The 19,840-nt window shown below is 65.5% G+C and carries 13 protein-coding genes; 8 read left to right on the forward strand and 5 right to left on the reverse strand.

Annotated features, from left to right (window positions below; genetic code table 11):
* Positions 1–2 precede the first annotated feature (2 nt).
* Positions 3–2,060 carry an ABC transporter ATP-binding protein gene (locus M2390_RS10390; RefSeq protein ID WP_310503980.1) on the forward strand — a complete coding sequence of 686 codons (2,058 nt, stop codon included), beginning with the start codon at positions 3–5 and terminating at the stop codon, positions 2,058–2,060.
* Between the two features lie 77 nt (positions 2,061–2,137).
* Here M2390_RS10390 and M2390_RS10395 read toward each other — a convergent pair whose 3' ends face one another.
* The 3 genes from M2390_RS10395 to M2390_RS10405 all read right to left on the reverse strand — a co-directional run bounded on the left by M2390_RS10395 (position 2,138) and on the right by M2390_RS10405 (position 6,444).
* A complete protein-coding gene (locus tag M2390_RS10395) occupies positions 2,138–2,647 on the reverse strand; it encodes a methylated-DNA--[protein]-cysteine S-methyltransferase (RefSeq protein ID WP_259178537.1) in 510 nt (169 codons plus the stop codon).
* Positions 2,648–3,203: 556 nt separating this feature from the next.
* Positions 3,204–4,730, reverse strand: coding sequence for an APC family permease (locus M2390_RS10400; RefSeq protein WP_259178539.1), 1,527 nt, complete (start codon positions 4,728–4,730; stop codon positions 3,204–3,206).
* A gap of 175 nt (positions 4,731–4,905) precedes the next feature.
* The gene (locus M2390_RS10405; protein ID WP_396822931.1) at positions 4,906–6,444 is read right to left on the reverse strand and encodes an MDR family MFS transporter; all 1,539 of its coding nucleotides are present in this window, start codon (positions 6,442–6,444) and stop codon (positions 4,906–4,908) included.
* A gap of 82 nt (positions 6,445–6,526) precedes the next feature.
* Between M2390_RS10405 and M2390_RS10410 the strand changes: the two genes are divergently transcribed.
* From M2390_RS10410 to M2390_RS10420, 3 genes are all read left to right on the forward strand, one after another.
* The gene (locus tag M2390_RS10410; RefSeq protein WP_259178542.1) at positions 6,527–7,681 is read left to right on the forward strand and encodes an exonuclease SbcCD subunit D; all 1,155 of its coding nucleotides are present in this window, start codon (positions 6,527–6,529) and stop codon (positions 7,679–7,681) included.
* Positions 7,682–7,714: 33 nt separating this feature from the next.
* The gene (locus M2390_RS10415) at positions 7,715–10,756 is read left to right on the forward strand and encodes an AAA family ATPase (protein ID WP_259178543.1); all 3,042 of its coding nucleotides are present in this window, start codon (positions 7,715–7,717) and stop codon (positions 10,754–10,756) included.
* A gap of 164 nt (positions 10,757–10,920) precedes the next feature.
* Complete coding sequence (locus tag M2390_RS10420) at positions 10,921–12,402, forward strand: glyceraldehyde-3-phosphate dehydrogenase (RefSeq protein ID WP_259178545.1); 1,482 nt, start codon at positions 10,921–10,923, stop codon at positions 12,400–12,402.
* Positions 12,403–12,499: 97 nt separating this feature from the next.
* Here the strand turns inward: M2390_RS10420 and M2390_RS10425 are convergent, their stop codons facing one another.
* Entirely contained in the window at positions 12,500–13,336 is an 837-nt protein-coding gene (locus M2390_RS10425) for a hydroxymethylpyrimidine/phosphomethylpyrimidine kinase (protein ID WP_259178546.1), read from the reverse strand.
* A 157-nt stretch (positions 13,337–13,493) separates the two neighbouring features.
* Here M2390_RS10425 and M2390_RS10430 point away from each other — a divergent pair, with 157 nt between their 5' ends.
* From M2390_RS10430 to M2390_RS10440, 3 genes are all read left to right on the forward strand, one after another.
* Positions 13,494–15,320, forward strand: coding sequence for a BCCT family transporter (locus tag M2390_RS10430; protein ID WP_259178548.1), 1,827 nt, complete (start codon positions 13,494–13,496; stop codon positions 15,318–15,320).
* 126 nt (positions 15,321–15,446) lie between these two features.
* Positions 15,447–16,016, forward strand: coding sequence for a TetR/AcrR family transcriptional regulator (locus tag M2390_RS10435; protein ID WP_259178549.1), 570 nt, complete (start codon positions 15,447–15,449; stop codon positions 16,014–16,016).
* A 135-nt stretch (positions 16,017–16,151) separates the two neighbouring features.
* On the forward strand, positions 16,152–17,243 hold the full coding sequence (locus M2390_RS10440; protein ID WP_259178551.1) for a Zn-dependent alcohol dehydrogenase: 1,092 nt from the start codon (positions 16,152–16,154) through the stop codon (positions 17,241–17,243).
* On the opposite strand, the gene M2390_RS10445 is transcribed toward M2390_RS10440, so the two are convergent.
* Positions 17,244–18,278 (reverse strand): ComEC/Rec2 family competence protein, encoded by a 1,035-nt coding sequence (locus M2390_RS10445; RefSeq protein ID WP_259178554.1) that lies wholly within the window; start codon positions 18,276–18,278, stop codon positions 17,244–17,246.
* Between the two features lie 316 nt (positions 18,279–18,594).
* Between M2390_RS10445 and M2390_RS10450 the strand changes: the two genes are divergently transcribed.
* Complete coding sequence (locus M2390_RS10450) at positions 18,595–19,485, forward strand: hypothetical protein (protein WP_259178556.1); 891 nt, start codon at positions 18,595–18,597, stop codon at positions 19,483–19,485.
* Positions 19,486–19,840: the final 355 nt, after the last annotated feature.

A 19,840-nucleotide genomic window follows, 5' to 3' on the forward strand; every position in this document is an offset into this window, starting at 1 on the left:
TCATGGCGCGCAAGAAAAACGATTCCCTGGAATCTGAAACCCCCGAAGCCGTTCTGGAATTTGACGAGCGCGAGCTGACCGCGGGATCCAGCGACGACATGTTTGGAGGCGGGGCACCGCCCAAGAAGGCCAAGGCGTTCTGGCCCTCGGCCAAGCGCCTGATGGGGCTGCTGGCACCCGAGCGGGTGGGCGTATCCATCGTTGTCGCGATGGTCGTGGTATCTGTGGTCCTGGGCGTGATTGCCCCCAAGATTCTGGGTCAGGCGATGGACGTGATCTTTGGTGGGGCCATCGGTGCGGGAATGCCCGCCGGGGCCACCAAGGAGCAGGTCATCGCCGGACTGGTCGCCTCGGGTGATCAGTCGCGCGCGGATATGCTCGAGAAGATCAACTTCACCCCCGGGCAGGGAATTGACTTCATCAACCTGAGCCGTCTGATCTTTATCGTGTTGGCGATGTACCTCATTTCCTCCTTCTTCATGTGGGCCCAGGGCTACATCCTGAACAAGCTGGTGATGAAGGTTGTGTACAACCTGCGTCGGGACATCGAAACCAAGCTCAACCGTCTGCCGCTGAACTACTTTGATACTCGCCAGCGTGGAGACCTGCTCTCGCGGGTGACCAACGACGTGGATAACATTCAAAACGCCCTCCAACAGGCGTTTGCGCAGATGATTCAGGCCGTGCTGACGATTATCGGCATCGTGGTGATGATGTTTATCGTGTCCTGGCAACTCGCGCTGATCGCGCTGATTGCCCTGCCGCTTTCGGCGATTGTGGCCGGAGTGATTGGCTCGCGCTCGCAGAAGCTGTTCGCCGCTCAGTGGAAAAACACCGGTGTCCTGAATGGGCACATCGAGGAGTCGTTCTCGGGCCACGATCTGGTAACCCTGTTCGGCCGTCAGAAGGACATGCTGGAGGGCTTTGACGAGCGTAACCAGGGGCTGTTTAAGGCTTCGTTTGGTGCGCAGTTCATCTCCGGCATCATCATGCCGGCGATGCAGTTTGTGTCGTATCTCTCGTATGTGGGCATCGCGGTTGTGGGTGGGCTGCGTGTGGCTACCGGGTCGATGACCCTGGGTGATGCCACCGCATTCATCCAGTACTCGCGTGAGTTCACCAGCCCGATCGGCCAGCTGGCCGGCATGGCAAACATGCTGCAGTCGGGTGTGGCCTCGGCCGAGCGGACCTTTGAGCTGCTCGACGCCGAGGAACAGAGCGAGGATGACACCACCGGTGCCCTGCCCGCTCACACCGATGGGCACGTGGAGTTTGAGCACGTGACCTTCTCCTACAACGAGGAGACCTCGCTGATCGAGGACCTGTCCTTCGAGGCAGAACCCGGACACACGGTGGCCATTGTGGGTCCCACCGGGGCGGGCAAATCCACCCTGGTGAACCTCGTCATGCGCTTCTACGAGCTTCAGGGCGGACGCATTCTGCTCGATGGCACGGACATTACCACGGTGCCGCGCCAGGAGCTGCGTTCGAAGGTGGGCATGGTGCTGCAGGATGCTTGGCTCTTCGAGGGCACGATTCGTGACAACATCCGCTATGGGCGCCTTGATGCCACCGATGAGGAGGTTATCGCCGCGGCTCAGGCCACGTTTGTGGACCGGTTTGTGCGTCAGCTGCCAGAGGGCTATGACACCATCCTGGATGATGCCGGCTCCAACGTCTCGGCCGGCGAGAAGCAGCTGATCACAATCGCACGGGCATTCCTGGCGTCCCCGTCGCTGCTGATTCTGGATGAGGCCACCTCCTCGGTGGATACCCGCACCGAGCTGTTGGTCCAGCAGGCGATGGCCGCGCTGCGCACCGACCGTACCTCGTTTGTGATTGCGCATCGACTCTCTACGATTCGTGATGCCAACACGATCCTGGTTATGGAGTCGGGCCGAATTGTTGAGCAGGGCTCGCATGAGTCGCTGCTCAAGCAGCAGGGCGCGTACTACAACCTGTACATGTCCCAGTTCTCGGGCGGTCATGAGCTGGAGGAGTCCTCGGACCCGCTGGCCTTTGACGCCACCGGGGCGATTCCCACTCAGCCCACCAGCTAGGAGTCGGGCTACGGTTCGGGTTACCGGGGCCGCATGGTGTGTTTCGCACACCATGCGGCCCCTCGCCGTTTGTCCGTTCATTCGTCAAACACCCCCTCATGCGTGAGGAGGGCATGTTTGACCCAGGTCCCGGCAATATGGCCGCCCAGGCTCCCGTCGGCGTGGATAACCCGATGGCAGGGAAAGATGATCGGCACCGGGTTGAGGGCACACGCGGCGCCGACCGCGCGCATGGCCAGCGGGCGCCCGGTTGCCGAGGCCACCTCGCCGTAGCTGACCGTGTGGCCGTAACGTAATCGGGGGAGAAACCCGAGTACCTCGCGATGGTAAAGCCCAAACGGCCCGAGATCGATCGGGAGATCGAAACGCCGCCGCTGATGCGCGATGTACTCGCGTAGTTGTTCGAGTGCTAGTCCAACGTGGGCACGCGAGCGCTCGGGCGTGATACGCAGACCCGCCGCCAGGTGAGCGAGCGCACCGCTGGTGCCGCCGGCCTCGGCGAAGGTAAGTCGCACCACCCCGGCGGCCGAGGCGAGCACGGTCAGGGTTCCCCAGGGCGATGGGAGCGAGGCCTCGTACGCGTCCAAAACCGTCCCCTGGCGGGCCCGCGCGGGATGCGCAGCCCGTGAGCTAATGGCCGTGGGTATACGCGGGAGTGACGATCCCTGAGCGCCCGCAAAACCCACCGGCAGCGGACCCGGCGGGGCTGGCTCGGCCGGCGGGAACCGCACGGGGGAGCGCGAGCGCTCCCGAAACCGCACATCGCGGATCAACCGGTGGAGAACCGCGCTCTCGGGGAGATCGGTGAGCTCGGCATCCGTTCGAATCCCGGCGACACGTGCTGCCGCCCCCGCCCTCGGCACCGCTTGCGGGGGCCCCGTGGGCACAGATTCCGAGGCCGGTGCCCCGGGGTGACCGCGATCAGCGGGTGTGGGTTTCATGGCGTGCTCCCTGCTTCTGGGGGGAGGCACCGGTGCACGGATGCGTCTGGTGTGCGCGAGTCGACGCGTGTGACGCCGCCGTTCGGAGCCTTCCCTGGATCTGATTGGTTGGTTTCTCAGTCCATCAGGGGCACGGATTTGACGCCGTCTAGGGTTTCAAATTGTGGAGAACGTTGCGCCTATTTGACGCTGTGGGCAACTTCTAGGAACGGGGGTCGCGCTCCGATTCTGCGTCCGGATTATCGTCCTCACGGGCGAGGCGCTCGGCGTGCGCCAGCCCGGCAACGTGCGCCTGCTCATACTCATCGGCGCTCAGTGCACCCACGACCGAGTGCGAGCGCGAGTACACCAGATACCAGATCACGCCGATGATCATCCAGATCACAAACACGATCCAGGTGTTGCTGCCCAGGCTCACCATCAGCCCCACACAGCACAGGAACCCCAGGATGGGGATCACCGGGTAGAGCGGCACCCTGAAGGCGCGCGGAGCGGTGGGGCGGGCTCGACGCAGATAGATCACCGCGAGGTTGACCAGGGCAAAGGCGAAGAGCGTCCCGATGCTGGTGGCATCGGCGAGCTCACCCAGCGGAATCAGCGCGGCGGTGATCGCCACCGCGATCCCGATGATCAGCGTGCCGGCCACCGGAGTGTGGCTCTTGGCGGAGATGCGCTGGAACACCCGGGGCACCATGCCATCCCGGGACATACTCATCAGGATTCGCGTCTGACCATAAAGTACCGTGAGAACCACACTGGCGATGGCGATAACCGCACCGATGGCCATGACCAGGGTGATCCACGGGGTGTGGGTGATCTCATCCAGAATGGCCGCGAGCGTCGGGCCATTCTCGGTGAACTCGGTCCACGGGTGAGCACCGAGGGCGGCGATTGCCACCAGGATGTAGATCACGGTGACGATTCCGAGGGAGAGCAGGATCGCACGGGGCAGATCCCGGCGCGGGTTCAGCGCCTCCTCGCCCGCGGTGGAGGCCGCATCAAAGCCAATATAGGAGAAAAACAGGCGCGAGGCTGCGGCGGCGATCCCGGCGGTCCCCATCGGGGCCAGCGGCTCGAGATTTCCGGCCTGGAATGCGGTGAATGCGATCACGATGAACAGCAGCATGGTGGCAATCTTGAGGATCACCATGATGGTGTTGACGGTGATCGATTCGCTGGTGCCGCGCACGAGGAGGAACATCGCGATCAACACCAGCGCGGCCGCGGGCAGGTTGACGATGCCACCGGCATCGGGCCCGGCCACCAGCTCGCGGGGAAGTTCAAGCCCGAACACGCCCAGCGCGTCGTTCACGTATTCGCCCGCGCCGACGGCCACCGCGGCCACCGAGACCGCGTATTCAAGAATCAGACACCAGCCACAGACCCAGGCGAGCCCCTCACCCAGCGTCGCGTAGGCGTAGGAGTAGCTGGATCCGGAAACCGGCACGCTGCCGGCCATCTCGGCATAGGACAAAGCGGAGAGCATCGCGGTAATTCCCGCCACGATGAAGGCGATCCACACGGCGGGCCCGGCCATGGGCACGGCGGTCCCCAGGACCACAAAGACCCCCGTTCCCAGGGTGGCACCGATGCTGATCATGGTCAGCTGCCAGAGTCCGAGGCTGCGGCGCAGGGCGGGCTGGGATCCATCCGTGAGCGGGACGTCGATGGGTCGGCGGCGGGTCACCTGAGCGGCCAGGCCGAGGGTGGAACGGGGTGTTGAACTCACAGATGTTTCCAAGCGATGAATGAATACGAAGAGGATAAGTCTCGCAGACAACGCGGGAACGCGCGTTATTCAGTCCGACCGGGTGCGCTTGGTGCCCGCGGAAACTATCCGAAAACACGCATCGCGTGGACATCTGGGATGTCCACGCGATGCGTGTGTGTGATCGGTGACGGGGCTAGTGTCCCATCGGGGCCCCACCCTCGGGCATATCCGCGGGCTTGCCGATGAAGGGGGCAATCAGGATCAGGGCGGTGGCGATGCAGGCACCGACCAGGAACGCCTGGGATACACCGCCGGCGACCGCCGCACCCGCGGTGGCACCGCCGGCCAGCAGCGCCTGGCTCTGAACCGACAGGATGGTGATGAACAGGGCCGTGCCGATGGCCCCGGCGACCTGCTGCACGGTGCCCACGATCGCACTGGCGTGGGAGTAGAGTGCGGGACGAACCGCGCCCAGGCTCACCGTGAACAGCGGGGTGAACAGCAGCGCGAGGCCGAAGCTCATCACGATGTGGGTGCCCAGCAGAACCCAGATCGAGCTGCCGGCGGCGGTGCCCACGGTGGCCAGGAACCACAGGGAACCGGCGACGATAATCGAGCCCGGGATCATCAGCGGACGCGGACCCACCCGGTCAAACAGGCGCCCCACAAACGGTGCCATCAGGCCCATGACCAGACCACCGGGGAGCATGAACAACCCGATCTCGATGGTGTCGCGACCCATCACATTGGTCAGGTAGATCGGCAACAGGATGATCGTGCCAAACAGCGCGGCCATGGCCACCACCATCATCAGGATGCCGGCGGTGAAGGTCGGCGACTGGAAGGTACGCAGGTCCAGCAGCGCACGGTCACGACGCGACAGCAGGATCTGACGAATGATGAAGGCTGCGAGACTCAGGGCACCCACAACCAGGGAGACGATCAGCGTGACGCCACCGTCGGTGCTCTCCTCGGAGATACGGCTGATACCGAAGATCAGTCCACCAAAACCGAGGGCGGAGAGGATCACGCTGAACACATCCAGCGGAACCACGCGCGGTTCGGTCACGTTGGAGATGCTGCGGATGCCGATGATCAGCATGATGATCGCGATCGGGAGCACCAGACCAAACATCCAGCGCCAGCCCAGCGAGTGCAGGATCAGGCCCGAAATGGTGGGGCCGATGGCCGGGGCTACCGAGATGACGATGGACACCGAACCCATCATCCGGCCGCGTTTTTCGGCGGGGACGAGGGTCATCAGGGTGGTCATCAGCAGCGGCATCATGATGGCCGTACCGCTGGCCTGGACGATGCGGCCCAGCAGAAGCAGCACAAATCCGGGTGCCACCGCGGCGATCAGGGTGCCCAGGGAGAACAGTCCCATCGCGGCGATGAAGATGGGGCGGGTATTAAAACGCTGCAGCAGGAACCCGGTAATCGGGATGACCACGGCCATGGTGAGCAGGAAGCCGGTGGTGAGCCACTGGGCTGCGGCAATGGTGATTTCGAGATCATGGGTGAGTGAGGGCAGTGCCACGCTCATGATGGTCTCGTTCAGAATCACCACAAACGCGGCGGCGATCAGCAAGCCGATGACCCGATTATTGCGTCGGGTGGTTGCGACCTCGTCGGAGACGGGTGTGGTGGTAACAGATGACAAAAAGACTCTTCCTCTGGGGACATTCAGGGATAACGTACAGAGAGCTAACGGCGTTGCCCATGGGTTCATTCCGCAAAAGGGTAAAGCGGGGGTGAACTTTTTGGTGTGGCGAGCCGGGCATGCGGTGCGTCGGGCTCGGTATCGTAAGGGTATGAGACTACTGCACACCTCCGACTGGCACGTCGGGCGCAGCTTCCACGGGGCCAGCACGCTGGCCAATCTGGAGGCCGTGTTGGGGGAGTTTACCCGGATCGTGACCGAGGAGCGGGTCGATGTGATGGTGGTCTCCGGAGACATTTTTGACACCGGGACCCCCTCGGCTGCCGCCTATACGGTGCTCGGGAATGTCCTGCGTGACCTGCACCGCACCGGGGTGCGCATTGTGCTCACCTCGGGTAATCATGATTCGGCCCAGCGGCTGGGATTCCTGGCCGAGTTTGCGGCGACTGCCGGGGTGTATGTATGCACCGATCCCGAGACGCTGGATGTGCCGATCGAACTGGCCGATGAGTATGGACCGGTCCTGATCTACGGCATTCCCTATCTGGAACCCGCGCTGCTGCGCTACCGCTATCCCGATGCCGATCTGCGCGGGCAGGAAAAAACCATGCGGTTTGCGATGGATCGCATCCGGGCGGATATCGCCACCCGGCCGCCGGCCCGCACGGTGATTGCCGCCCACTGCTTTGCCTCCGGGGCCAGCGGGGGAGACGGGGAACGCGACATCACCGCGGGCGGCATCGACTCGGTCCCGCTGGATGTGTTTGACGGGGTGGACTATGCCGCCCTGGGTCATATTCACGGCCGAGCCACCCTGCGCGAGCACATCCGCTATAGCGGGGCCCCACTGCACTATTCCTTCTCCGAGGTGAATAAGCCCCGGGGTGGGTGGATCGTGGATCTGGACGGCGCCGGTCTCTCCGAGGTGCGATGGGTGGACCTCCCGATTCCGCGCCCGCTCTCGGTGCTGCGTGGCACCCTCGAGGAGATCCTGGCCGAGCCCGCCCATGAGGCGCTGCGCGAGCACTGGGTCGCAGCGATCCTCGCGGATCCGGTGCGTCCGCTGGATCCGATGCGCAGGCTACAGGAGAGATTCCCCTATGCGTTGACCCTGGAGCATGCGCCGGACACCGTCGCCGTGGATGCCTCCACGAGCTATGCGACCCGGGTGCGCGAGCGTGGGGATGATGAGATCATTGCCGGGTTCCTGGAACTCGTGCGTGAGGGGGTGGGGCCGGACGTCGAGGAGCGGGCGCTGATCGCCGATCTGATCCGTGCAGAACAGCGCCGAGAGCGCCATGAGTGACCCGATGAAAACGAGAGTGCAGGAGAGTGCGGCATGAGGATTCATCGTCTGAACATCGCGGGGTTTGGGCCGTTCCTGGAACCCCAGGAGGTGAACTTTGACGCCTTTGCCGCCGAGGGGCTATTTCTGATTGCGGGCAAGACGGGGGCCGGGAAATCCAGCATCCTGGATGCGATCTGTTTTGCGCTCTATGACGGTGCCCCGCGCTATGACGGTACGCCGGGCCGGTTGCGCAGCGACCACTGTGGCCCCGGGGATCCCACGCTGGTGGAGCTGGAGTTTAGCACCGGGGGTGAGCGGTATCGGGTGCGGCGCTCGCCGGGGTATGAGCGACCTAAATCCCGCGGAACCGGGACCACCATGCAAAAGCCCACGGCGGAGCTGGCGATTTTCCGGCCCGACGGCTGGGAGGTACTGTTTTCTCAGCCGCGCGAGGTGGGTAAGGAGCTGGCCGAGATTGTGAAACTGCGGCGCGAACAGTTCCTGCAAGTGATCCTGCTTGCCCAGAACCGGTTTGGCGAGTTTCTCCGTGCCCAGAGTTCCGAGCGACTGGAACTGCTGCGGACGCTGTTTGGAACCGCCCGTTTTGAACACTATGAACGGGACATCTTTGAGCGCATGCGGGCGGCCGAGGGTGAGCTTTCCACCCGCAAGGCGGCCGCCGAGGCGCTGGCTGCGCGGGTCGAGGCGGTGCTTCCCGACGAATCCGCCACGCTGGCCCCGATGCCCGCGGTTCCCGACGCCGACTGGTTTGCGCGGGCACGCGAGGTATCGGCGGCGGAGGTTGCCCGCACCGAGATTGCGCTGGGTGTGGCCGATGCCCGCCAGCAGGAGGCTCGGGAGGCGCTGCGAGAGCGCGAGGCGTTGGCCGACCGGCAACGCCGGCTGACGGCCGCGCGCGCCGAGTTTGCCGCGCTGGGGGAGCGTTCCCCCGAGATCGATGGCGAGCGGGTAACCCTGGAGGCCGCCGATCGGGCGGCGCAGGTTGAGCCCCTGGTGCATCGTCTGACTACGGCTCGGGATGCCCGCGCGGCGATCGAGGACACCCACACCGCGCTGATCCGCGCGGCGGAGGCCGCGAAAACCGAGGACTCCGACAACGCGAAGGCGGAATCCGCAGACCTCATACTCGTGGCCGATCCCGCAACCCCCGAAGATGCCCTGACCGCGATCGCCGAGCGCCGCACCCGTCACCTGGGCCGGCTGGAAGCCGAGGCTCGGGCCGCCCGCGAGCTCCCCACCCTCCACGCTCGGGTTGCCACCCGAACGGAAGAGGAGGGGGCCGCGGCGAGTGCGCTGACCCGCGCCCAGGAGCGGGGAGCGGCACTGCCCGCCGACCTTGCCCGGGCGCGCGAGGCCCGAAACGAGACCGCGGCGCGAGCCGCACGCCTGGACTCGCTGCGGGCGGAGACCCAGTCTCTGAGCGCACGGGCCGAGGCGCTGAGCGCCCTGATCGCCCTCGGCCCGACCCTCGCATCCGCCCGCGAGGATGCAGCATCGGCCGAGGCGGCCCAGCAGGAGGCGGCCGCGCATCAGCGTGCGGTGCTCCGGCGTCGCCTGGCCGGTTTCGCCGGGGAGCTGGCGGCCGGGCTGGAACCCGGGGAACCCTGCGCCGTCTGCGGAAGCACCACCCATCCGCATCCGGCCGAGGCATCCGCGGATGCCGTGGGGGAGGAGGACGTGACCGCCGCCGAGGCGCGGGTCGCCGAGGCCGCCCGCGCGCTCGCCGCCGCGACCTCAACCCTGGGGGAACTGGCGCAGAACCGTTCGGCGCTGAGTGCCCGTGCCTTTGGCACGGTCGACGTGCCCGAGGATCTTGAGGCCGCGCGGCACGCGCTGGTCGCCGATCTTGCCGCGGCGACCCGCACCCGGTCCGAGGCCGAGCAGGCGGCCCGGGATCTACCCGCGCGGGAGACCGAGATTCAGGCCCTGGAAGCCGAGCAGAATCGGGTTGATGCGGTGATCACGGAGGCCCGGGACACCCTGGCGGCAGCCGTATCGGCGCGGGTGAGCGCGCATCAGGCGGCGGAGGATCTGTCTCGACGCCTGGCTCTCGCCCACGTCGGCTACCCGGATCTTCCCGCGGCCATCGAGTCGGTGACGCGCGCGCGAGACCTGGCCCGCGATCGTGCCCGAATCATGGGCGACCGGGTCCGGCTGGAGGCGGCAGTGGAGACCGCCCGGGACGAGCGAGACCTGGCGCTCGCGGCCAACGGGTTCTCCTGCGAGGAGGAGTGGGCGGCCGCCCGTCGCGCGGACCGCGAGCAGATCCGCGCCCGCATCACGGCCCATGATGCCGCCCTGGCCGCGGTGTCCGGCCGGATCGATGCCCCCGACCTCGTGGATCTGCCGGCCGAGCCGGTGGACCCGGGTGAGGCACGCGAGGCCGAGCACCGCGCCGGCCTGGACCGTGACACCGCCGCGAGCGCCCATCACGATCAGCGCAGCCGGCACCGGGACCTGGACACCCTCCTCACCTCGCTGGCCGACGCTCAGGCCGACATCGCCGAGGAGCTCACCACTTTCGAGCGGCTGCGCGCCCTGGCCACGGTGCTCCGCGGCGGGGAGAATAACGCCCGTCGCATGAGGCTGGAAAGCTTTGTCCTCGCCGCCGAGCTGGAGGAGATCGTGCGGGCGGCAAACCTGCGACTGGCCGAGATGAGTGGCGGACGGTTCCACCTCGAACATGACGATACCGTGCAGCATGGACGGGGCCAGTCGGGCCTTGGCCTGAATATCTTTGACGGATTCACGGGAGTCCCGCGGGCAACCCAGTCGCTGTCGGGCGGGGAATCCTTCCTGGCCTCCCTGGCGCTTGCGCTGGGACTGGCCGAGGTGGTGACCCAGCGGGCGGGCGGCATCACGCTGGACACGCTGTTTATCGATGAGGGATTTGGATCCCTGGATGCGGAGACCCTGGACACCGCGATGGCCACGCTGGACGGTCTGCGGGCGGGCGGTCGCACCGTCGGCGTCATCAGTCACGTCCCGGCCATGCAGGAGCGGATTCCCGCCAGGCTCACCGTGCACGCGAGCGGTGCCGGGCCCAGCCGGATCGAATACGCGGAGGGGTGAGCGGAAACAGATTTAACCTCGGTTTAAGAATCGCGTTTCTTGACGCGCAATAAGTCGAAAAACTCCTGCGCCCCCTCGGGGCGTTCCCCTAGTCTCGGGTCATGGCCTTACCGGCCAGAGCGTGGAGCTCCCACACCCAGGGTGGCTCGGAGAAGAGGAGAAGCGTGGACATCGACATCCGTGAACATCGTCGCCGCTGGTTGGCCCAGGAGGCCGCCGCCGATCGCATCGTTTCCCGGGTGGGTTCCCTCTATCGCGACCACGGAGTCGTGACCTCCCTCGGCGGTCGCCGACTGATTGGGCTCGCCTCGATCGACGTGCTCGGCACCCTGACCCGCACCGCAACCCACCCCGACGATCTCGCCGGAGTCGATCGAGAGCTTGCGGATCTGGAGCTGATTCTGGACGCCCTGGCCGAGATTGCCCCGGGTCCGGTGTCGCTGGATCTCACGGCCCTGAGCGCCGGCTGGCGCGGTGCCGGGGGAGAAGATCCGGTGCGGCACCTGCGCGAAAGCCTGGATCTGCCGGTGGGCATCCCGAGCGAGGTGGACGCGGAAGCGCCCGAGGGGATTGAACCTCGTGATGTCGTGCTCTACGGATTTGGGCGGATCGGTCGCATCCTTGCCCGCCTGCTGATCACCCATGCGGGCGGCGGCCACGGGCTCCGGCTGCGGGCCATCGTGGTGCGCCCCGGGGGCCCGGGCGACCTGAATAAGCGCGCCAGCCTGCTGCGCCACGACTCGGTTCACGGGGATTTCCCTGGCACGGTGACCGTGGATCCCGAGGGCACAAGCATCCTCGCCAACGGCACCCTGATCCGGGTCATCTATGCCGCCGAGCCCGAGTCGATTGACTACACCGAGTATGGAATCACCGATGCGATCATCGTGGATAACACCGGTCGGTTCCGCGATGCTCAGGGGCTTGAACGTCACCTGGTGGCGCCGGGTGCCGAGCGGGTTCTGCTCACAGCCCCGGGCCGAGGCGACATTAAAAACATCGTTTTTGGAGTGAACGACGCGGCGATTGCGCCCGAGGATCGGATCCTCTCCGCCGCCTCCTGCACCACCAACGCGATCACCCCGGTACTCAAGGTCATCAACGATGCCTACGGGGTGCGCCACGGACACGTGGAGACCGTGCACTCCTTCACCAACGATCAGAACCTGATCGACAATTTCCACACCGGGGATCGTCGCGGACGCTCGGCAGCCCTGAACATGGTGCTCACCGAGACCGGCGCGGCCACCGCGGTGGCCAAGGCCCTGCCCGAGCTGACCGGGAAGCTGACCGGCAGCGCGATCCGGGTGCCCACCCCCAACGTGTCGCTGGCGATCCTGAACCTGGAGCTTGAGCGTCCGGCCACCCGAGACGAGGTCAACGAGCGCCTGTTCCAGGTCGCCGCCGCCTCAACCCTGCGCCAGCAGATTGATTTTGTGGCCGAGCCGGAGCTGGTTTCCAGTGATCTGGTGGGCTCACACCGCGCGGGCATCGTGGATGGTTTGGCCACGATCTCCCGCGATACAAACCTCATCCTGTACGTCTGGTATGACAACGAGTTCGGTTACAGCTGTCAGGTGATGCGTGTGCTGGAGCGCATCGCCGGTGCGCACCCGCGGGTTCTGCCCGCCCGGGTGCCGGCGTAACCGCGCATCGCCGAAGCGCAAACGGCGACCGGGTCCCATCCTCCCGACAGAGACGGAGGGTGGGACCCGACAATTCTTGATGGCTTCGGTCTGAAGACTAGGCAGACACCGCGGCGCGCGCGCCACCCTGCCACAGCGCGTCAAACGGGGCGTTCGAGGACACCCGGGCGGCGATCCCGGCGGTTACAAACGCCTTGGCGGTGCGGGCGGCCTCGAGCGGGGTCGCGCCCTTGGCCAGCTCGGCGGTGATCGCGGCGGCCAGCGAGCAGCCGGCACCCGAGACGGCGACCTCGCCCACCTTGGGGGCGCTGAGAATCTCGGTGACGGTGCCGTCATAGTAGACGTCCACGGCGTCGGGGCCGGCGATGCGCACGCCACCCTTGGCGAGGACCGCGGCACCGGAGATCTCATGAATGATCCGGGCGGCCTCGGTCAGGTCCTCAACCGAGTTGATGGTGATACCCGAGAGGGACTCCGCCTCGAAGTGGTTGGGGGTCACGAAGGTGGCCAGCGGCAGGATCTCGGCCTTGAGAGCCTGGTCAGTGTCCAGCGCGTGGCCGGGCTCCTGCCCCTTGCAGATCAGTACCGGGTCCAGCACCACGTTCTTCCAGTCCTGGTTCTGCAGGGCCGAACGCACGGTGGAGATGGTGGTGGGGCTGCCGAGCATGCCAATCTTGACGGTGTCGAGGGACCCGGCGTAGCAGGTCTGGATGGCCTCAAGCTGGTCGGCGATCACGCCGGCATCCACCGGCACGAAGCGGTGGTTCCAGTTGTCCTTGGGGTCGAAGGACACGATGCAGGTCAGCGCGGTGATGCCGTAGACGCCGAGTTCCTGGAAGGTCTTGAGGTCGGCCTGCGCACCGGCACCGCCGGTGGCTTCGGATCCGGCAATGGTCAGGGTGATCGCGGGACGCGGGGCGGTTTCGAAAGACATGCCCTCATCTTAGAAGGTCCAACCGAGCCAATCTGGCGGCAAAAACATGCCAATTTCCACCCGGTGGACGGTCCGAATCCCCACAAATGCGTCATCCGCAGCGCCCGGGTTTGGGAAATAACGGCCGATTGTACGGCGATTCGTTACGCTAGTGCGCATGACTACCGTCGAGAAATCTCCGCCGTTTAGTCGCTGGGTCTTCTGGCCCGCAGCGATTATTGTCATTGTTTTTGTGGCGTTCGCGATGATCGCGCCGGATGTGGCCGAGTCCACGTTCGCCTCGATTCAATCCACGATCGTCAAGAACTTCAACTGGTACTACGTCCTCATCGCCGCCTTCTTTGTGGCCTTCTGTCTCTGGATGGGCTTCGGGAAGTTCGGTGACATCAAGCTGGGTAAGGACGACGACGAGCCCGAGTTCTCCCTGGGATCCTGGTTCTCCCTGCTGTTCGCGGCGGGCATGGGAATCGGTCTGGTGTTCTACGGGGTCAGTGAGCCGCTGAGTCACTTCGCCAATCCGCGTCCCGGGGTTTCCGGCACCGAGGCACAGATCGCCCAGCAGGCACTCTCGCAGACCTACCTGCACTGGGGTGTGCATGCCTGGGCCATCTATGTGGTGATCGGATTGGCTCTGGCCTACGCGATTCACCGTCGCGGTCGGCCCATCTCGATTCGCTGGGCGCTTGAGCCGCTGCTGGGACGCAACGTCCGCGGTGGCTGGGGCAACCTGATCGATGTGGTCGCCCTGGTGGGAACCATGTTTGGTGTGGCCACCTCGCTGGGCTTTGGTGTGTTGCAGATTGGCGCGGGCCTCGAGCACGCGGGTCTGTTTAAATCCACCGACTTCAGCAACGTCATTATCATCGTGGTCATCACCGGTGCCGTGCTCTTCTCGGTGCTTTCGGGTGTGTCCAAGGGGATGAAGTGGCTCTCCAACACCAACCTGATCCTGGCCGCCGTCCTGGTGCTGTTTATCCTGATCGTCGGGCCGACCCAGTTCCTGCTGCGCGATTTTGTGCAGTCCATCGGTAACTACCTGCAGAACTTCATCGGGCTCTCCTTCAATGTCTCGGCATTTGCCGGGGCCGATGGTGAGGCCTGGCAGGCGTCGTGGACCACGTTCTACTGGGGCTGGTGGATCTCCTGGGCACCCTTTGTGGGCATCTTTATCGCGCGGATTTCGCGTGGTCGTACCGTCCGTGAGTTCATTACCGGTGTGATCCTGGTTCCCACGCTGATCACGTTCCTGTGGTTCAGCGTGCTCGGTGGTACCGCGATCTTCCAGGCCCTGCACGGGGGCGGCGGGCTGATTGGCCCGGGCAACACCGTGGATGTGGAGGGCGCGCTCTTCCAGATGCTGAACAACCTGCCCGGCGGTTCGGTGCTCACCATCGGTGCCATCATCCTGATCGCGATCTTCTTTGTCACCTCCGCCGACTCCGGTGCCCTGGTGATGGGAATGATCGCGACCGGCGGCCAGGCCGAACCCAAGCGCTGGATTCGGGTGTTCTTCGCCTGCGCCTCCTCGCTGCTGGCCATCGCCCTGCTGCTGACCGGAGGACTGGAGGCGCTGAAAACCGCGGCGATCATCATCGCGCTGCCCTTCAGCGTGATCATGCTGGGTATCTGTTGGTCCACCGCGATCGCGTTCAGGCGCGAGAATCGCCTCTACGATAAGGCGCGACGCTCGGCCTTTGTGAACCAGATCGGTGATCACTACGGCCTCGAGGTGGATAAACCCAATGAGGAGGGCTCGCTGCCGCGGATGGGTGCACGCTTCCTGCGTCGCCGGCGTGGGCTGCCCCAGGTTCCGGTCGCGACCAGCGCGATTGACATCATGGCGCAGAGCCCGGCCGATGCCGGGGTCACCCTGGTGGCCGGAGACGGGATCACCACCGAGGCGGGAAGCACCGTGAGCGGTGCGGCGGCGGATGGTGCGGTGTCGGAGTTCCCCTCCGATGACACGCAGAACCCCCGCGACTAATTCGCCACAACCCGATGCGCCGGGGACCACACGGTCCCCGGCGCATTCTTCTGCCCGGGCTCGCGGCGACGGGCTAGGCTTCAAGCAGCAGCTCACCCCGCCGGGGTGCTGGATGAAGGGCTCCCGATGGTAGACGCACGCATTCGCGCAACCCGCGCCGCGCTCGAGGCGGCGATCCTGCGCCTGGCCGAAACCGAGTCGGTGGCGGCGTTGACGGTGGCCCAGGTGACCGATGCCGCGGGGATCAACCGCGCCACGTTTTATCGCCATGCGGATTCGCCCACGGATCTACTGGCCAGCGTATTGCGCGAGGACCTTGACCGGATTCGCGCCGATGATTGGCGCCGCCGGACCGAGCGGTTTGATGCCACCAGGCTCGGGTTGATCGACGAATCGGTTGAGCAGGTCGCCGATCATGTGGAGCGGTTTGCCGCCGTCTACCGACGAGCCTTTGCCGAGCCAACCAGCGGGGCCGCGCGGTATGTCCTCATCGATCACTTCACCGAGTCCTGCGAGAAGCTGATGCTCGAAACCGATCCCGACCGGCGGCCCGCGGTGCCCCCGAGTCTGGCTGCGCGGTATCTGGCCTACGGGTTCACCGGTGCGGTGGATGCCTGGACGGCGCAGGGGTCGACGATTACCCGCGCCGAATTTGTGGCCGGTGTACACGCGATGTATCCGGACTGGTGGAACTAGGGCAAGATCACGGCGTGTCCCGTCTTGTATTTATGCAACATCTGTTGCTTAATTAACTCGACGGTCACCCACCGTTGGCAGATCCCTGCCGTCACAGCCCCGGGTCAAGGTCGACCCGAAAGTGAGGATTACCCCATGAAAGCCGCCATCATCGAGGCCGTAGGCCAGCCGTTTGTCATCCGTGATGTGGATATCGCCGAGCCGATCGGACGCGAGGTTACCGTGCAGGTCAAGGCCAGTGGCCTGTGCCACAGCGACCTGCACGTGGCCGAAAACGATTTCGGTTACCCGCTGCCCGGCCTGCTTGGTCACGAGATCTCCGGGATCGTGGCCAAGATCGGCCCCGATGTGACCGAGTTTGCCGTGGGTGACCACGTCGTGGCCTGCCTGGTGGGTCACTGCGGCACCTGCGAGGCCTGCCGCGCGGGGCGCTCCTATGAGTGCTTCAACCCGACCTTTGTGCAGCGCACCCCCGATCAGGAGCCCCGCTACAGCCTGGACGGACAGCCCGTTTTCGGGTTTATGGACATCGGCGGATTCGCCGAGCAGGTTTTGGTGCACGAAAACAACCTGGTCACGGTCAATGAGGACATTCCCTTCGATAAGGCCGCGCTGCTTGGCTGTGGCGTGGTGACCGGTGCCGGTGCCGCGATCAACTCCGCCGCCGTTCGTGTGGGCGACACCGTGGCCGTGATCGGGTGCGGCGGCGTGGGACTCTCGGCCGTGCAGGGCGCGGCGATCGCCGGTGCCCGCCGCGTGATCGCCATCGACCTCCAGCCCGCGAAGCTGGAACTCGCCAAGCGTTTTGGGGCGACCCACGTGGTGAACACCGCCGATGGGGACGTGGTGGAGCAGGTCAAGGCTCTGACCGGTGGCCGCGGAGTGAAGCACTCGTTTGAGGTCATCGGGCTCAAGGCCACCGCGATGCAGGCCTACGACATCCTGGCCGTGGGTGGCACCGCCTACCTGATCGGGATGCAAAAGCCCGGCACCATTTTGGAGATTGACCCGATCACCTCGATGCTGCCGATGCAGAAGGGCCTGCGCGGTGTGGTCATGGGATCCACCAACTTCAAGCACGACGTGCCGATGTTCGCCGATTTCTACACCCAGGGCCGGTTCAACCTCGATGACCTGGTCTCGCAGACCATCGCCCTCGAGGACATCAACGAGGGCTATGCCGAGCTGAAAAAGGGCGTGGTTGCGCGCAGCGTAATCGTCTTCTAGCTAGCCAAAGCGCAGCGTGATTCCGGGCCCCGTGTTCTCGATGAGCACGGGGCTCGTGTCGTGGGTCCCGCGCACGGCCACGCCGGTGACCGCGCGCAGGCGTGCCCAGTATTCGGCGTTCAGGAGCGCGTGATCGGTGTTCGCCGAGGCGAGGAGGGCGCGCGGTTCACGCTTGGCCAACCACTCGGGGGAGGGCCCATCATCGCCACCGTGGTGGGGGAGGATCCAGAGTGCGTCGCGCAGGAGACCCGCGCTATCTCGCGCGTGGATCGCCTCCCAGTGTGATCCCTCACCCGCGTGGTCCCCGGCGAAGATGAGGGCGCCACCCGGATGGTTGGCGGAGGTCGGGGCATGCGCTGTGGTACCCACCCGGTGCAGGATAAACACGCCCGATTCGGCGTTTGCCTGCTCCGAGATTTCATGGATCAGGGCCGTGGTGGCCGCGGTTCCCTCGATGGTCTGTGCTCGTTCGGGGGAGATCTCGGCGAGCGCCGCGACCAGGCCCGGGGTGGTCACGGTATCGCCGGCCACCGGATACACGCGTTCCAGGGAAAAGCCGTCCGGTCCCGATGTGGTCCATACGGTGGGATCGGAGGCGGGGGAGAAGGGCCGCAGGGTGGTGCCACCGGCGCGCAGAATTCTGGTCAGCTCGGCGAATTCCCGCAGGGACTGAATCTGCCCGTCCGGGGAATCCACGTGGGCGTCGGGGCGGAAACTCTCCCGCCAGACATCGCTCATCGCAGGTTCGGGAATCTCCGGGTACGGGAGGTGGGCGCGCAACACCGGGACGGCCTTGGCGAGCGCAACCAGGCCCTGCACGTGATCGCGGTGCAGGTGGGTGAGGATCAGGTCGTCGATTCGGGTGATGCCGTTCTCGCGCAGCCAGGTGACCGGATCGGTGCGCACCGCATATTCGCGCCGAGCACCCCCGTCGATCACGGTAACCCCGTCCCCGGTACGAATGATCGCGCAGGAACCCTGGCCGACATCCAGGACATCGACGCGCACGGGCGTGGAGTGGACGAGTGTGGTCATCGTGGGCCTTTCTCCGGGGAGGGGGATGCATGGTGCTGCTTGGTGCGCCCAGTGTGACGGGTGTGGATGGACGCGGGGTAAACGGGTCGTCCGCTGCCAAACAGGTGTTTGGCAGGACCAACCCCCGCGGCGCAACTTCGGTGTAAACACTCACCAGTTGGCACCCGTCGACTGTGAGCACATCGGATGTGCAGCGGTCGTTCATGTCCACGCGTCCGGCAATTCACCGATCGGGACTGCCGGATACGTGCCCCGAACTGGTCTCCTGGGTGCAGGGCGCGACGGGCGTCCACCCACACACTCTTTGGAGAACACCGTGCAGAAAACTCGACTGCGTGCAGTCATTGCGATCGTTGCCGCAGCCACGATCGGACTCACCACCGTTCCGCAGGCCGCCTACGCAGCGACCTGGACCCGCACCGCCAAGTATGAGCGCTGGACCGGCTTCAACGCCCTCGAACGCGGTCAGGGGATCGCCAACGACGGCACCTACTTCTACTACTCGGGCCTGATGAGCATGGTCAAGACCCGCATCAGCGATGACCACGAGGTTGCCGAGAACAACTTCGCGATCCCGGCGGACCTGTCGAACACCTTCAAGTCCAACCACATCGGTGACATCGCCTACCACGACGGCCTGGTGGTAGCCCCGCTTGAGGATGGTAAGAACGGCTACCAGAACCCGCTGCTGGCCCTGTATGACGCAAACAACCTCAACTACACTGGCCGCTATGTGAAGCTGCCGCTGGACTCGCTGCCCGGCGGTGTGCCGTGGGTGGCCGTGGACGCCGCGGCAGGCCTGGTCTGGGTCGCTCCGTGGACCCAGCGCGCCGAGGAGGGCACCGATCGCCTGATCGCCTACCGCCTGAACGACCTGCTGACCGCCGCCCCCGGCGCTACCCTGGCCGTGGATCACACCGTCAAGCTCTCGCGTCCGTTGAGCCGGATCCAGGGCGCCACCATGTACAACGGCGAGCTGTACGCGTCGGTGGACATTTCCGGTGACAAGTCGGTCTACTCGATCAACACCGTGACCGGTGCCGTCAACTGGCAGTTCAAGCAGGACGTGGAGCCCAAGGACGAGGTGCAGGGCATCACCGCCGTGGACCTCGGACCGACCGGTGGCCAGCTGCACGTGCTGAACGTGGGTTCGGGCCTGAAGTCGATCTTCATGTACCTGCAGCACTACACCGTCTCCGGACAGTAGGTTTCGCGGGGGACCGGTGTCCCCGCCGGCGCCCGGGTGGCCCGGCCGACGCATCCAGCGTCGGTTCGGTCACCCGGGCGTTGTGCTGTTCGCGCGGAGGTCCCCCTGTCCGGTCGCCCGGGCGAGGCTCCCGCGTCCAGTCACCCGGGTACCGTGGCGTCCGCGCGGAGACTACCCCCGTTTGGGGCGCATATCTTTGGCCATTCGCCCGGGAATTGGCTGAGTGCCCGGGGTGCGTGTGCGGCCAGCCCACCCGCCTGTTCGGCAGCGCCGAACCCCGACCCCGGGGCTTCATTCGACGTTCATCGTGCGGATGGGAACCGTACCCGGGCCGGGTCTTAGTCCCGTGTCACTC

It is taken from the genome of Mycetocola sp. BIGb0189, from assembly GCF_024810155.1.
Classification (GTDB): domain Bacteria; phylum Actinomycetota; class Actinomycetes; order Actinomycetales; family Microbacteriaceae; genus Mycetocola; species Mycetocola lacteus.

Bases quoted from the DNA above. Each gene is read 5' to 3' on its own strand.
- M2390_RS10435 (WP_259178549.1), top strand. From the start codon at position 15,447: ATGGTAGACGCACGCATTCGCGCAACCCGCGCCGCGCTCGAGGCGGCG.
- M2390_RS10430 (WP_259178548.1), top strand. From the start codon at position 13,494: ATGACTACCGTCGAGAAATCTCCGCCGTTTAGTCGCTGGGTCTTCTGG.
- M2390_RS10415 (WP_259178543.1), top strand. From the start codon at position 7,715: ATGAGGATTCATCGTCTGAACATCGCGGGGTTTGGGCCGTTCCTGGAA.
- M2390_RS10410 (WP_259178542.1), top strand. From the start codon at position 6,527: ATGAGACTACTGCACACCTCCGACTGGCACGTCGGGCGCAGCTTCCAC.
- M2390_RS10390 (WP_310503980.1), top strand. From the start codon at position 3: ATGGCGCGCAAGAAAAACGATTCCCTGGAATCTGAAACCCCCGAAGCC.
- M2390_RS10440 (WP_259178551.1), top strand. From the start codon at position 16,152: ATGAAAGCCGCCATCATCGAGGCCGTAGGCCAGCCGTTTGTCATCCGT.
- M2390_RS10445 (WP_259178554.1), bottom strand. From the start codon at position 18,278: ATGACCACACTCGTCCACTCCACGCCCGTGCGCGTCGATGTCCTGGAT.
- M2390_RS10425 (WP_259178546.1), bottom strand. From the start codon at position 13,336: ATGTCTTTCGAAACCGCCCCGCGTCCCGCGATCACCCTGACCATTGCC.
- M2390_RS10405 (WP_396822931.1), bottom strand. From the start codon at position 6,444: ATGAACCCATGGGCAACGCCGTTAGCTCTCTGTACGTTATCCCTGAAT.